12 protein-coding genes are annotated in these 13,623 nt (G+C 65.6%); 11 read left to right on the top strand and 1 reads right to left on the bottom strand.

The features are described from left to right. Positions 1–77 precede the first annotated feature (77 nt). Entirely contained in the window at positions 78–1,517 is a 1,440-nt protein-coding gene (locus NLM32_RS37520; RefSeq protein ID WP_254133714.1) for an MATE family efflux transporter, read from the top strand. On the opposite strand, the gene NLM32_RS37515 is transcribed toward NLM32_RS37520, so the two are convergent. Beyond that, positions 1,518–1,904 carry a hypothetical protein gene (locus tag NLM32_RS37515; RefSeq protein WP_254133713.1) on the bottom strand — a complete coding sequence of 129 codons (387 nt, stop codon included), beginning with the start codon at positions 1,902–1,904 and terminating at the stop codon, positions 1,518–1,520. A gap of 212 nt (positions 1,905–2,116) precedes the next feature. Between NLM32_RS37515 and NLM32_RS37510 the strand changes: the two genes are divergently transcribed. The 10 genes from NLM32_RS37510 (at position 2,117) to NLM32_RS37465 (ending at position 13,577) form a co-directional block, all read left to right on the top strand. Beyond that, positions 2,117–2,911, top strand: a complete 795-nt coding sequence (locus NLM32_RS37510) for a MetQ/NlpA family ABC transporter substrate-binding protein (RefSeq protein ID WP_254135515.1) — start codon at positions 2,117–2,119, stop codon at positions 2,909–2,911. Positions 2,912–3,042: 131 nt separating this feature from the next. Next, entirely contained in the window at positions 3,043–4,077 is a 1,035-nt protein-coding gene (locus tag NLM32_RS37505; RefSeq protein WP_254133712.1) for a putative FMN-dependent luciferase-like monooxygenase, read from the top strand. 32 nt (positions 4,078–4,109) lie between these two features. Further along, positions 4,110–4,709 (top strand): CMD domain protein, encoded by a 600-nt coding sequence (locus NLM32_RS37500; RefSeq protein ID WP_254135514.1) that lies wholly within the window; start codon positions 4,110–4,112, stop codon positions 4,707–4,709. A gap of 14 nt (positions 4,710–4,723) precedes the next feature. Continuing rightward, complete coding sequence (locus tag NLM32_RS37495) at positions 4,724–5,302, top strand: alkylhydroperoxidase domain protein (protein ID WP_254133711.1); 579 nt, start codon at positions 4,724–4,726, stop codon at positions 5,300–5,302. A 62-nt stretch (positions 5,303–5,364) separates the two neighbouring features. Continuing rightward, positions 5,365–6,522 (top strand): ABC transporter substrate-binding protein, encoded by a 1,158-nt coding sequence (locus NLM32_RS37490; protein ID WP_254133710.1) that lies wholly within the window; start codon positions 5,365–5,367, stop codon positions 6,520–6,522. Positions 6,523–6,575: 53 nt separating this feature from the next. Continuing rightward, the gene (locus tag NLM32_RS37485; protein ID WP_254133709.1) at positions 6,576–8,399 is read left to right on the top strand and encodes an ABC transporter permease; all 1,824 of its coding nucleotides are present in this window, start codon (positions 6,576–6,578) and stop codon (positions 8,397–8,399) included. Then, entirely contained in the window at positions 8,399–9,247 is an 849-nt protein-coding gene (locus NLM32_RS37480) for an ABC transporter ATP-binding protein (RefSeq protein ID WP_254133708.1), read from the top strand. Before NLM32_RS37485 ends, NLM32_RS37480 begins: the two co-directional genes overlap by 1 nt. Further along, positions 9,244–9,981: an ABC transporter ATP-binding protein gene (locus NLM32_RS37475; protein WP_254133707.1), complete on the top strand. Its 738-nt coding sequence runs from the start codon at positions 9,244–9,246 to the stop codon at positions 9,979–9,981. Before NLM32_RS37480 ends, NLM32_RS37475 begins: the two co-directional genes overlap by 4 nt. Before the next feature lie 232 nt (positions 9,982–10,213). Further along, the gene (locus NLM32_RS37470; protein ID WP_254133706.1) at positions 10,214–11,281 is read left to right on the top strand and encodes a HoxN/HupN/NixA family nickel/cobalt transporter; all 1,068 of its coding nucleotides are present in this window, start codon (positions 10,214–10,216) and stop codon (positions 11,279–11,281) included. Beyond that, positions 11,262–13,577, top strand: a complete 2,316-nt coding sequence (locus tag NLM32_RS37465) for a TonB-dependent receptor domain-containing protein (protein WP_254133705.1) — start codon at positions 11,262–11,264, stop codon at positions 13,575–13,577. Before NLM32_RS37470 ends, NLM32_RS37465 begins: the two co-directional genes overlap by 20 nt. Positions 13,578–13,623 lie beyond the last annotated feature (46 nt).

The following is a 13,623-nucleotide window of genomic DNA, read 5'->3' as shown; positions in this document are numbered from 1 at the left end:
TCATAATAAAGCATTATGATCGTAATGCAATGGCTCGCGCACCGGCTGCAGCCGCGAAAAATAACAGGACTTCAGGAATGTCAGTCGAGGACGTCGCCGCACCGCCCTTGTCCGCGATCGAGCCCCCGGCGCGCAGCGCGGCCGCGCCTCGCAGCGTGCCGACCCCGGCCGATCAGCGGCGCGCCGCGCTTCTGACGGCACCGATCCTGCCGACCTTGCTCAAGCTAGCGTTGCCGACCGTGACCGTGCTGGTGGCGCAAACCGCGGTCAACATCGCGGAGGCTTATTATGTCGGCTATCTCGGCACCGATGCACTGGCCGGTGCTGCGCTGGTGTTTCCGATCTTCATGCTGATGACCATGATGTCGAATGGCGGGTTCGGATCCGGCGTCGCGTCGTCGGTGGCGCGTGCCGTCGGCGCCGGCCGCCGCGACGATGCGGATGCGGCGCTGTTCCACGCCATCGTGCTGGCGATCATCGCGGGCGCGCTGTTCACGTTGGGGGTGCGCCTCGGTGGTCCGGCGCTGTTCCGCGCGCTCGGCGGCCGCGACGGCGCACTCGACGCCGCCATCACCTATTCGAGCTATTTGTTTGCAGGCGCAATTCCGGTCTGGATCGTCAACCTCCAGGCGGCCGCGCTGCGTGGCTCGGGTAACGTCAAGGTACCGGCGCTGGTGACGCTGATTGGCGCGATCGTGACGATCCCGGTGTCGCCGCTGCTGATCTTCGGCTTCGGACCCGTCCCAAGTCTCGGCATTGGCGGCGCCGGCATTGCCTTCGGCCTCTATTACGGCGCGGCCATGCTGTTCCTGCTGCGCTACATGTCCTCGGGCGCATCAGGCCTACGGCTGCACATCACGCCGCTGCGCGCAAGGATCTTCGGCGACATGCTGAAGGTCGGCATCCCCACCGCGTTCAACGCCGTGCTGACCAACCTCACCGTCATCCTCGTCACCGGTGCGGTCGGCCTGTTCGGCACGTCCGCGCTCGCCGGATACGGTATCGCCTCGCGGCTCGACTACATCATGATCCCGCTGCTGTTCGGCATCAGCACGGCGACGCTGACCATGGTCGGCGTCAACATGGGCGCGGGCCAGACCGCGCGGGCGCAAAGGATCGGCTGGGTCAGTGGCGCCGCGGGCCTGATCATGACCGGCTCGATCGGCCTGCTGGTTGCGATCTTTCCGACGGCCTGGCTGCATCTTTTCAGCCACGACGCGGACGTGGTGAGCGAGGGCATGACCTATTTGCGCATCGTGGCGCCAGCCTATGCCGCGCTGGGCTTCGGCTTCGTCACGTCGTTCGCCGCGCAAGGCACGGGCCGGGCGATGGGTCCTCTGCTGTCCGCGGTCGCGCGCATCCTGATCGCGGCCGGCGGCGGCTGGACCGCGGTGGCATATTTCGGTGCGGGAATGACCGGGCTTGCTGCCATGGTGACGGTATCGCTCGCCGCCTATGCCGTCATCTGCGTTCTGATCATGCTGTCGCCATCGACCTGGCGCGCCGCACCACACTGATCACCGAATGCTGGTCACGCCGACCGCCATCACCGACATCAGCAGCACGTTGGTGAGGAGCTGCAGCGCAGTTTTCGGTTGCCCCAGCCAGCACGATACCTTCTCGGCGAAGCTGAGATGGGCGTTGAGGAACATCGGCTCACTTGTGTGCTTGAAGAAGCGCGGGAATTTTGGCCCGAGCCAGGGCGTCACCAGGCCGTGGATGGTCGAGGCGATCACGACGAAGATCGCCGCGCCATAGCGCTCGCCGACGATCTCCGAAGCGCCCATCAGCTTCACCGTCAGCGCCACGCCGGCATAGGTCGGAAGTCCCTGGCAGACTGCGTAGAGCCAAAAACCCTCGAACCGATTCAGCGCGGCGAATTTCGGGACGGCGAGGGCGCTCATGGCGGATCTCCTTGGCTATCGGACCGCCATTCTCGCGTTCTCGGCGCGGGCTTGCCGTGATACACCTCCCGCTTGTCGACGCGGCCGTTCGTTTCTCCTTTGCCGCCGAAATGGAGAAGCGTTGCCCGCCGCAGGCGGCAAATATGGATTTCCATTTCATTGATTTCGCCTGGCGGAGAAGCGAATACGGTTCCAATCGTTGCCGCCGAGTTATGGAGACCAAGATGTCGTTTCGTCCCGCCCTGATCCTCGCAACCGTGCTCGCCGCATGGTCGGCTGCAGCCAGCGCCGAGACCATCAAGATCGGCGTGACGCCGGGCCCGCACGCGCAGATCTTCGAGGCGGTGAAGCCGGTTGCCGCCAAGCAGGGGCTCGACATCCAGCTCATCGAGTTCTCCGACTATGTGGTGCCGAACGCGGCGCTCGATGCCGGCGATATCCAGGCCAATTCGTTCCAGAACCAGCCTTATCTGGACAACCAGAAGGCCGACCGCGGCTACAAGATCGAGTCGGTTGCGCTCACCGTGAATTTCCCGATCGGTGTCTATTCAAAGAAGCACAAGAGCTGGGCTGACATTCCCGACGGCGGCAAGATCTCGATTCCCAACGATCCGACCAATGGCGGCCGTGTGCTGCTGCTCTTGCGCGACAAGGGCGTGATCAAGCTGAAGGACGGTACAGGTTTCAAGCCGACCGTGCTTGATGTCACCGAGAATCCCAAGAAGCTGAAATTCATCGAGGTTGATGCGGCGCAGGCGCCGCGCGCGCTCGACGACGTCGATGCAGCCGCGATCAATACCAATTATGCAACCCAGGCGGGCCTCGATCCGGTCAAGGATCCGATCCTGCGCGAGGACCCGAAGGGCCCCTATGTCAACCTGATCGCGGTGCGCACCGCCGACAAGGACAAGCCCTGGGTCAAGATCCTGGTCGACAGCTACCACACGGCGGAGGTGAAGGAGTTCATCCTCACCAAGTTCAAGGGCGCGGTGCTGCCGAGCTGGTAGGCAATCTGCCTGGCCAGGCTCCAGCTCAGGGGGCCGATCCCGGCGGGCAGCCTTGCGCATTGCCCGCTTGTCTCGGGCCGCGGCAACCGACATCATCGGGGTCGTGGCCATCCTCGCCCGACAGGGGTCGTATGAAACGCTTTGCAAACCTGAAACGCCTGGGCTTCTTCACGCGGCTGCTCGACGAGGCGCCGCCGGCGGAGCGATATCGCTTCGCCGCCGAACAGATCGTCCGGGCCGAGAAGGCCGGTCTCGATTCCGCGTGGATCGCGCAGCACCATTTTCACGAGCGCGAGGGCGGGCTGCCGTCGCCCTTCACGTTCCTCGGCTATGTCGCAGCCCAGACCTCGCGCATTCGCCTCGGTACCGGCATCGTCACCTTGCCGCTGGAGAGCGCGGTGCGGGTGGCGGAGGACGCCGCGGTGCTCGATCTGCTCTGCAACGGCCGGTTCGAGCTCGGTGTCGGCACCGGTGGCAACCCGTCCGCGTTTGCCGCCTTTGGCCTCGACGGCACCCAGCGCAACGAGATTTTCGCGCGCAATCTCGAGGTGGTCCGTAAGGCGCTGACCGGCAAGCAGCTCGACGGCGGCGATACGCTCTATCCGCAGCGGCCGCAATTGGACAAGCGCATCTGGCAGGCGACATTCTCGGTGGCGGGCGGCGCGCGCGCCGGCAAGGCCGGCGACGGCCTGCTGCTCTCGCGCACCCAGCCGCGGGCCAAGGACGCGCCGAAGGCGACGCTTGCCGAGATCCAGAACCCGATCATCGATGCCTATCTTGCGGCGCTGCCGCCGGGTGCCGAGCCGCGCATCATGGCGTCGCGCAGCGTGTTCGTTGCCGACGATCATCGCGAGGCTTTGAGGCTCGCCGATATCGGCCTGCGCCGCGCGCTTCCGCAGTTCATGAAAGGCGGTCACCTTCCTCCGGGCGAGACGCTGGAGGAGATGATCACGGCGTTTGATACCCATGTCGGCGGCGCCGACGAGGTCATTGCCTCGCTGCGCACGGACGCGACGCTGGAGCGGGTGACCGATCTGGTGTTCCAGGTTCACTCGGTCGATGCGCCGCATCCCTACGTCCTGCGCTCGATCGAACTCGTGGCCGACAAGGTCGCGCCGGCGCTGGGCTGGATCCGGACGGCGCCCGAAGTCGCCCTGGCAGGCTAGCCGGGATTTTTTGGATTGTACGAGGCCTTATGATGAGTACGCCTGACGTCATCGACACGCTCGCCGGGATCAAGCCGGGATCGGCGCTGGATGCCATCCGCGCACGACGCCTGCAGGCGCGTGACAACGCGCAAAAGAGCTATCTCTCCTTGTTCGAGCCGATCGATGCGAGCGATTTCTCGCTTGTCGAGCGCGCCGCGGTCGCGGCCTTCGTGACCGGGCTCCACGGCGAATCCCCCGTCGCGACCTTCTATCGCGACAAGCTCGCGGCGAGTGCGGGTGGCGCGGCGCTGCTTGAAGCGATCGACGCCGAGATTGCGCGCGGCAGGACCTCGGGGCCGTATGGCTCGTTTCCTGCCGGTCCGCTGTCGGTCGAGAACACGGCCGGCCTGATTTATCGCGTCAGCACGGCGAGCAAGTCCGTTCTCGGCGCCCGGCTCGTCGCGGCCCTCGAGCATGCACATTTGCTGGTGTTCCGGCCGCGCGATGCGGCATCCGCCGACATGAAGGCGCTGTTGGCCGCCGGCTGGTCGAACACCGGCATCGTCACGTTCTCTCAACTTGTCGCATTCCTGTCGTTCCAGGTGCGGGTCGTCAGCGGCTTGCGCACGCTCGCCGCAGCGAACGCATAAGAGGAGGCCGCATCATGAGCGCCACCGTCAATCCGCCCGTCGTCTTCACCCAGGATGAGCTCGGCTGGGTCTCCTGGATCGAGCCGCTGCCCGAGGCCGAGCTGACCGAGCGGCATTTCAATGGCCTCGTCGATCGCGCCCGCGCCAAGTCGGAATATTTCCGTCTGCTGGTGCGCGATCCCGAGGTGCTGGAAGCCCGCACCAAGACCGACAAGGACATCTTCTACAACGTCGCCGACGGCCTGCCGCGCGCCGAGCGCGAGCTCGCGGCGGCGGCGACCTCGCGCTACAACGGCTGCATCTATTGCGCCTCGGTGCATGCGCGCTTCGCCAGCACCTATTCCAAGCGCCGCGAGGACGTGCAGAAGCTGCTCGACGAAGGCGTCAACGCCGATCTCGGCGAACGCTGGAACGCCGTGGTCAAGGCCTCGGTGGCGCTGGCTGCGACGCCGATCGCGTTCGGCCCCGACAATATCAAGGAGCTGCGCAGTGCGGGCCTCGACGATGCCGAGATCGTCGACGTCATCAACGGCGCCTCGTTCTTCAACTGGGCAAACCGGCTGATGCTGTCGCTCGGTGAACCCTCGAAATAGCCAATCTCACCGGCACAAGAATTGCTACTTTGTTTGTAACACCTGACTGGATGGAGCCGTGCATGAGCAACATCAATCGCCGAACCCTGGTGAAGGGCTCGCTCGCCGCCGCAATTGCGGGAACGTCACTCTCGCGGGCAGCCTTTGCCGACGGCGCCGAGCCGATCCTGCTCGGCGTCAGCGGTCCGCTCACGGGGCCGAACGCGCAATATGGCACGCAATGGAAGCAGGGTTTTGACCTCGCGCTCGATGAGATCCTGGCCGGCGGTGGCATCAATGGTCGCAAGCTCGCCTATCAATTCGAGGACAGCCAGAGCGATCCGCGCCAGTCGGTGGCGATCGCCCAGAAGTTCGTCTCCGATCCCAAGATCGTGCTGGAGCTCGGCGATTTCTCCAGCCCCGCCTCGATGGCGGCCTCGCCGATCTACCAGCGCGGCGGCCTCGTGCAGTTCGGCTTCACCAATTCGCACCCCGACTTCACCAAGGGCGGCGACTTCATGTGGAGCACCTCGGTGAGCCAGGCCGACGAACAGCCGCTGCTGGCAGCTTATGCCGTGAAGAAGCTCGGCTTGAAGAAGCTTGCCGTGCTGCAGCTCAACACCGATTGGGGACGCACCAGCCGCGACTACTTCAACAACGCCGCCAAGGAATACGGAGCGGAGATCGCCATCACCGAAGGCTATATCGCCGAGGAGCGCGACTTCCGATCCACGCTGGTCCGTGTGCGCGACGCCAATCCGGACGGGCTGGTCCTGATCTCCTACTATTCCGACGGCGCGCTGATCGCGCGCCAGGCGCGGCAGGTCGGGCTGAAGCAGGTGATCTGCGCCGCGAGCTCGGTCTACTCGCCGAAATTCCTCGAGCTCGGCGGCGACGCCGTCGAGGACGTTCACGTCGGCACGCGCTACTTCCCGGAGGATCCGCGTCCCGAGGTGCAGAAATTCATCGCCGGCTTCAAGAAGAAGTACAATGGGCTCGAGCCCGATGCCTTCAACGCCTATGCCTATGACGCGATGAACATGGCGGCCGCCGTGGTGAAGATCGGTGGCCCCGATCGCAAGGCGATCCGCGATGCCTTCGCCAAGGTCAAGGACGTCCCGAGCGTCATCTTTGGCACGGCGACGTTCGACGTCGCGACCCGCCGGGTCAAGGGCGCGATGAATGCCGAGCTCGTCGTGCGCAAGGGCCAATTCTCGCTTTGGGACGGCAAGCCGACCTGACATGATGGCCGGAGCGGGGGCTCCGGCCGCTTTTCTCTGATTGGGACTATCGCGTGTCTTCCTGGCTCGACTACACCATCAACGGGCTGATCGTCGGCAATGTCTACGCCCTCGTTGCGGTCGGGCTCGCGCTGATCTTCGGCGTCAGCCGGCTGATCAACTTCGCACAGGGGTCGATCTACCTCGTCGGCGCCTATATCGGCTGGGTCGCGGTGGTGCAGCTGCACACGCCGTTGCCGCTCACCATCATCTTCGTTGCGGTGGTGGCGGCGCTGGTCGGGCTGATCATCGAGCGGTTCGGCCTGCGGCCGCTGCAGAACTCGGTGCGCATCGCGCCGCTGCTCGCGACCATCGGCATCAGCTTCGTGCTCGACCAGCTGGTCATGCTGACCTTCTCGCCCAATCCGCGCGCGCTGCCGAGCCAGTTGCCGGACGTGCGTTTCCAGGTCGGCGGCGGCACGATCGGGCCGCTCGATCTGCTCATCGCTGGTGTCGGCATTTCCAGCGCGCTCTTGCTGTTCGTGTTCCTGCGCTACAGCAAGCTCGGCTGGGCGGTGCGCGCGGCCTCGCAGGACCGCGACGCCGCGATGCAGATGGGCGTCGACGTCAACCGCGTCAATCAGGCGGTGTTCGGCATTGCGGCTGCGCTTGGCGGCGTCTCCGGCCTGCTGGTCGGCATGTACTACAACCAGATCGACGCCGCGATGAGCCTGCAGGCGACGCTCAAGGGCGTCGTCGCGGAAGTCGTCGGCGGCGCCGGCAACGTGCCCGGCGCCGTGGTCGGCAGCCTGTTGCTGGGACTGGTCGAAAGCTACGGCGTCGCCGTGTTCGGCACCAGCTATCGCAACCTGTTCGCCTTCCTGCTGCTGGTCGTGGTGCTGGTGCTGCGGCCGAACGGCCTGTTCGCCAGCGCCCGGCAGGCGCCGCCGGAGCCGCTCACCGGCACCTTCATCGCGCCGAGCCGGCCGGTGCGCATTCCGCGCTGGGCCTTGGCTCTCGCGGTCGCTGCGTTCGCGATCCTGCCGCTGCTTCCGGTGTCCTTCTACGTGCTCCAGACCCTGATCAATGCCTGGCTGCTCGGCATGCTCGCGCTCAGCCTGACGCTCGTCGCGGGCACGATCGGCCAGGTCTCGCTGGGGCACGCCGCGCTGCTCGCGATCGGCGCCTACACGTCCGCGCTGCTGTCGCTGGCACTTAACGTTCCCGTCGGTCTCGCCATCATCGCCGGCGGCCTGATGAGCGCCGCGCTCGGCACGATCCTGATCTCGCCGTCGTTCCGGCTGCGCGGCCATTACGTCTCGATCGCGACGCTGGCCATCGGCGAGATCGTGTCGCTGGTGATCCTGAACTGGGAAAGCGTCACCCGCGGCCCCATTGGTATTTCGGGCATCCCGCCGCTGTCGCTGTTCGGCTACGACCTGATCAGCCCCAATTCTATCTACTGGTTCAGCTTTGCCGTGATGGTCGTGCTGGCGCTGCTGCAGGCGCGGCTGCTCTCGTCGCATCTCGGCCGCAGCTTCCGCGCCATCCGCGACGACGACATCGCCGCGCGTGCCTATGGCCTCAGCCTGAACCGCTACAAGTCGCTCGCCTTCATCTTCGGCGGGTTCGCAGCCGGCGTTAGCGGCGGCATCGCCGCGCATCTCTACTCCTACATCAACCACGAGACCTTCAACACGCAGCAATCCATCCTGGCGCTGACCGTCGTGATCCTCGGCGGCCTCGGCAATGTCGTCGGCGCCATCGTTGGTGCGGTCGCGCTGGTCGGCCTGCCGGAAGTGTTCCGGATCGCGGCGGAGTACCGCATCCTGATCTACGGTATCGTTCTCCTGTTGCTCGTGCGGTTCAGGCCGCAGGGCCTGCTGGGGACGATCTGATGGCGGAGGCAAATGCACCGCTGTTGTCCCTGCGCGGGCTGACCCGCCGCTTCGGCGGCCTGACGGCCGTCGACGGTATCGATCTCGATCTCGCCAAGGGTGGGCTGGTCAGCATCATCGGCCCGAACGGTGCCGGCAAGACCACGCTGTTCAATCTCGTCACCGGGCTCGACCGGCCGGATGCGGGCGAGGTTCGTTTCGAGGGACAGGACATCACGGGCCTTTCGCCGGAACGGCTGGCTGGCCGCGGCATCGCGCGGACGTTCCAGCTCGGCCGCGTCTTCGGCAATCTCAGCGTCATGGACAACGTGCTGATCGGCGCGCACACGCGGCTTCGCGCGGTGAAGCCGGCAGTGCCCGTGATCGGTCCGCTCCTTGAATTGGGGCTCGCGCTGTTGCGCCCCTCAAGCGTCAAGGCCGAGGAAGAGAAGCTGCGCGAGGAGGTGAAGGCCATTCTCGCCCGCTTCGGCGAGCGGCTGCTGCCGCGGATCGATCAGCCCGCCTACAGCCTCTCCTACGCCAACCGCCGCCGCGTCGAGATCGCCCGCGCGCTCGCTTTGAAGCCGCGCCTGCTGCTGCTCGATGAGCCGACCGCCGGCATGAACCCGAGCGAGACCGCGGAGATGCAGGCGCTCGTCGCCGAGTTGAAGGCGGAGGGACTGACCATCCTCCTGATCGAGCACAAGCTGGAGATGGTGATGCGGCTCTCGGATCGCGTCATCGTCATGGACGAGGGCAAGAAGATCGCGGAAGGGCCGGGCGAAGAGGTGCGCAACGATCCCAAGGTGATCGAGGCCTATCTCGGCCACGGCCTGTCCGGGACGGCGGAGCAGGAGAGCGCGGCATGACGAGCGCACCCGAACCGCTGCTGGCGCTGACCAACGTCAACACGTTCTACGGCCAGGCGCAGGTGCATTTCGACCTGTCCATCACGGTCGGCCGAGGTCATATCGTCTGCCTGCTCGGCGGCAATGCCAGCGGCAAATCGACGACGATGAAGATCATCCTCGGCCTGGTAAAGCCGCGCTCGGGCGAGGTCACGTTCGACGGCGCCTCGCTGATCGGGCTCACCACGCCGCAGATCGTCCGCCGCGGCATCGCCTCGGTGCCGGAGGCGCGGCGGCTATTCGCTGACATGAGCGTCCGCGAAAACATCCTGATGGGCGCCTTCGTGCGCAACGATCGCGATGCGGTGGCGCGGGATCTCGACAAGATGCTGACGCTGTTTCCAAAGCTTGGCCAGCGGCTGTCGCAGCGGGCAGGCTCCTTGTCCGGCGGCGAGCAGCAGATGGTCGCGATGGCGCGCGCGCTGATGAGCCGTCCCAGGATGATCGTGATGGACGAGCCGACCATGGGCCTGTCGCCGCTCTATGTCGACCGCGTGCTGGAACTGATCCGCACCATCAACCAGGAGGGCGTCTCGGTCTTCATGGTCGAGCAGAACGCCAGCCTCGCGCTCGAGATCGCGCACGAGGCCTATGTGCTGCAGACCGGCAAGATCGTGCTGTCAGGCTCTGCGCGCACGCTGAAAGACGATCCCCGCGTGCGGGATGCCTATCTCGGCGGGTCCGAGGCGGCGTAGCGGGATCTCGGCCTTATGGTTCGAGACGCCCGCTTGCGCGGGCTCCTCACCATGAGGGGCTGACATTTCGCCGCGGGCCAGGGCCTCATCCTGAGGAGCCCGCGCAGCGGGCGTCTCGAAGGATGGCCGCGAGCACTGCCGCAAAACTGTGCCGCCCTTCCGGGATTGCACTGGTCAGTGTGATCATTTTATGAAAAGATCATACCGTTGACGCAACGAGGCGCGCGGCGGAATGAGTTTCGTGACCAGGTCTGTGCGGGCGGTCGAGCCCGGAATGGTGCTGCTGTTCGGCGGGCTGATCGCCGCCAACATCGCCGCATGGGCCTGGGCCTTCGCGGCGTTCGGCGACCGGCCCGCGGTGATGGCGACCGCGCTGCTCGCCTGGGTGTTCGGCCTGCGCCACGCCGTCGACGCCGACCACATCGCCGCCATCGACAATGTCGTGCGCAAGCTGATGCAGTCGGGCGATACGCCGCGCAGCGTCGGCCTCTATTTCGCGCTCGGCCACTCTACCGTGGTCGTGGTTGCGACTATGCTGCTCGCGCTCGGCGTGGTCAGCCTCGCCGGCGACAGCCTGCTCCGGGAGATCGGCGGCTTCATCGGCACCTCCGTGTCGGCGTTGTTCCTGCTGCTGATCGCCGCCATCAATCTCGTCATCTTCGCCGGCCTCTGGCGGACGTTCCGCGCCGCGCGCGAGCAGGGCGTTCACGACGCCGCCGGCTTGGAGGCGCTGCTCGCCAACCGCGGATTTCTCGCGCGGCTGCTCGGCCCGATGTTTCGCCTGGTGACGAAACCGTGGCACATGTTTCCGCTCGGCCTCCTGTTCGGTCTCGGCTTCGACACCGCGACCGAGATCGGGCTGCTCAGCATCTCCGCCACCGAGGCCGCGCGCGGTGCCTCGCTCGCCGATATCCTGGTCTTCCCCGCGCTGTTCGCGTCAGGCATGGCGCTGGTCGATACCGCGGATTCCGCGCTGATGGTGAGCGCCTATCGCTGGGCCTTCGTCGATCCCATGCGCAAGCTCTGGTACAATCTCACGATCACCGGCGCCTCTGTCGCGGTCGCGCTGTTCATCGGCGGCATCGAGGCGCTTGGCCTGATCAGTGACCGGCTTGGCCTGTCCGGTGGCGTATGGGCGCTTGTCGATAGTCTGAACGAGTCGCTCGCCAATGTTGGCTTCGCAGTGATCGCATTGTTTGCGATCGCATGGCTTGTCTCGGTCGTGCTCTACCGCCGCATGTTTGCGGATGGCCCGCGCACGCAAGTGCTCCGAGGGGCCGATGCGACCGAGGCGGCCTGAGCCAGGCTGCCGCTGCGTCGCTCTCGCTGCGCTTCCGGCTTTCGTTCTGATCGCTGATCCCGGCAAGGCCTTCGCACAGAGCAGCACCACGCCGCGTGAGCTGCCGCCCGTTGAGGTCAGCGGCGGCGCGGCGCAGCATCACAAGAAGCCGTCCGCAACGCGGCGCGCCCTCAGGCCCGTGGCAACGACGCGCCCTGTGGTCGCCCAGCCGGCGCCGGCTCCGGCAGGAGGGAACGCTGGCGTCGCCTCCGGCGCCAAGAGTGCGCCGAGCATGGCGAGCGAGATGACCCTTTCGGGAGAGGTGGTCAACGCGCGCATCTTCACACGGCCGGGCGAAGCCCTCGAGGCCGTGCCGGGGCTGATCGTCACCCAGCATTCCGGCGAGGGCAAAGCCAACCAGTATTTTCTGCGCGGCTATAATCTCGATCACGGCACCGATCTTGCGATTTATGTCGACGACGTCCCGGTCAACATGCGCACCCACGCGCATGGCCAGGGTTATGCCGATCTGAACTGGCTGATCCCCGAAGCCATCGATGCAATGGACGTGCGCAAGGGGCCCTATTTCGCCGACGAGGGCGATTTCGCCTCGGTCGGCAGCATCCATATCGGCCTGATCGACCGCACCGAACAGGGACTTGCGCAGGTGACCGTCGGCAGCTTTGGCTATCGCCGCCTGCTCGGCATGGACTCGGCCAAGGTCGGTGACGGTTCGCTGCTCGTGGCCGGCGAGCTTGGCACCTATAACGGCCCGTGGGTGAATCCGGACGATGTGAAGAAGCTTAACGGCCTCGTCCGCTACAGCCAGGGCACCGCGACTGACGGCGTCTCCGTCACCGGCATGGCCTATGCCAACAAATGGAATTCCACAGACCAGGTGCCGCAGCGCGCGATCACCAGCGGTTTCCTCGACCGCTTCGGCGCGGAGGACCCAAGCGACGGCGGCAACACCAACCGCTTTGCGCTGTCAGGCCGCGTCGCGCAGAGCGACGATACAGGCTCCTGGAAGGCCAATGCCTATGTCGTGAAGAGCCAGCTCGACCTCTTCAACAATTTCACCTACTTCCTGACCGATCCCGTGTTCGGTGACCAGTTTCACCAGCACGACGACCGCCTGATGGCCGGCGCGAATATTTCGCGCACGCTGAACGGCTCGTTCGCTGGGCTGCCGATGCAAACCACCTTCGGCTTGCAATCGCGCTACGATTCGATCGATCTCGCGCTCTCCAACACGTTCCAGCGAAGCTTCCTGTCGAGCGTGCGCAGCGACAAGGTCGGCGAGGGCAGCGTCGGCATCTACGCCGAGAACACCGTGCGCTGGACCGATTGGCTGCGGACGACGGTCGGCTGGCGCGGCGATTACTACAGCGCTGACGTCACCTCGCTGTTCAATTCCAACAATTCCGGTCATGTCGATGCCTCGCTCGGCAGCCCGAAATTCAGGATGGTGTTGGGTCCTTTCAATCAGACCGAATTCTTCCTCGGCGCCGGCTACGGCATGCACTCCAACGACGCGCGCGGCGCGACCACGACGGAAGATCCGAGCGATCCCACCACAAGACTCTCGCCATCGCCGCTTTTGGTGCGCACCCGCGGCGCCGAGGTTGGCGTCCGCACCAGGATCATTCCCGGCCTCGATTCCTCGTTCAGCGTCTTCATCCTCGACCAGGATTCCGAGATCCTGTTCTCGGGCGACGCCGGCGACACCGAGGCGACCCGCGCCAGCCGCCGCTACGGTTTTGAGTGGACCAACCACTATCGCCCGCGCTCCTGGATCGACATCGATGCCGATCTCGCCATGACGCATGCGCGCTTCCGCGGCTATGATTTCGATCAGGCGGACGTCTACGCCTCGCTCGCCGGCTATCCCGAGGCGCAGATTGGCAACGCGCCCGGAAATTACATTCCGAATGCGCCGCCGATGGTGGCCTCCGCCGGCATCACGCTCGGCGAGAAGACCGGCTGGTTCGGCGGTGTGCGCTGGCGCTATCTGGCAGCGAGTCCATTGACGGAGGACAATGCTTTCCGCTCGTCAGCGACCGGCATCTTCAACGGTCGCGTGGGTTATCGCGCCGACAACGGCTGGCGCATCCAGCTCGACGTGCTCAATCTCTTCAACACGCAGGCAAACCAGATCACCTACGCCTATGGTTCGCTGCTCAAGACCGACACGCTCTATAATCTCTGTACCGGCGGCGTCGCGCCGGCCGCGGTCTGCCAGAACGGCGTGATGGACTACGTGCTGCACCCGGTCGAGCCGCTGACATTTCGCGTGACGGTGGCCGGGGCGTTCTAGCGCAGCGGGTCCGAAAACCTCTCCCGCTTGCGGGTGAGGGTTCTCT

The organism is Bradyrhizobium sp. CCGUVB14 (assembly GCF_024199935.1).
Lineage (GTDB): Bacteria > Pseudomonadota > Alphaproteobacteria > Rhizobiales > Xanthobacteraceae > Bradyrhizobium.
The sequence above is the reverse complement of the archived record's forward strand: the minus strand, read 5'-3'. Positions and strand labels throughout refer to the sequence as shown.

What these genes read in the sequence shown, in the direction of transcription:
- NLM32_RS37510 (WP_254135515.1), top strand. Translation starts at nt 2,117, where the DNA reads ATGGAGACCAAGATGTCGTTTCGTCCCGCCCTGATCCTCGCAACCGTG.
- NLM32_RS37470 (WP_254133706.1), top strand. Translation starts at nt 10,214, where the DNA reads ATGAGTTTCGTGACCAGGTCTGTGCGGGCGGTCGAGCCCGGAATGGTG.
- NLM32_RS37505 (WP_254133712.1), top strand. Translation starts at nt 3,043, where the DNA reads ATGAAACGCTTTGCAAACCTGAAACGCCTGGGCTTCTTCACGCGGCTG.
- NLM32_RS37500 (WP_254135514.1), top strand. Translation starts at nt 4,110, where the DNA reads ATGAGTACGCCTGACGTCATCGACACGCTCGCCGGGATCAAGCCGGGA.
- NLM32_RS37475 (WP_254133707.1), top strand. Translation starts at nt 9,244, where the DNA reads ATGACGAGCGCACCCGAACCGCTGCTGGCGCTGACCAACGTCAACACG.
- NLM32_RS37490 (WP_254133710.1), top strand. Translation starts at nt 5,365, where the DNA reads ATGAGCAACATCAATCGCCGAACCCTGGTGAAGGGCTCGCTCGCCGCC.
- NLM32_RS37515 (WP_254133713.1), bottom strand. Translation starts at nt 1,904, where the DNA reads ATGAGCGCCCTCGCCGTCCCGAAATTCGCCGCGCTGAATCGGTTCGAG.
- NLM32_RS37465 (WP_254133705.1), top strand. Translation starts at nt 11,262, where the DNA reads ATGCGACCGAGGCGGCCTGAGCCAGGCTGCCGCTGCGTCGCTCTCGCT.
- NLM32_RS37480 (WP_254133708.1), top strand. Translation starts at nt 8,399, where the DNA reads ATGGCGGAGGCAAATGCACCGCTGTTGTCCCTGCGCGGGCTGACCCGC.
- NLM32_RS37495 (WP_254133711.1), top strand. Translation starts at nt 4,724, where the DNA reads ATGAGCGCCACCGTCAATCCGCCCGTCGTCTTCACCCAGGATGAGCTC.
- NLM32_RS37520 (WP_254133714.1), top strand. Translation starts at nt 78, where the DNA reads ATGTCAGTCGAGGACGTCGCCGCACCGCCCTTGTCCGCGATCGAGCCC.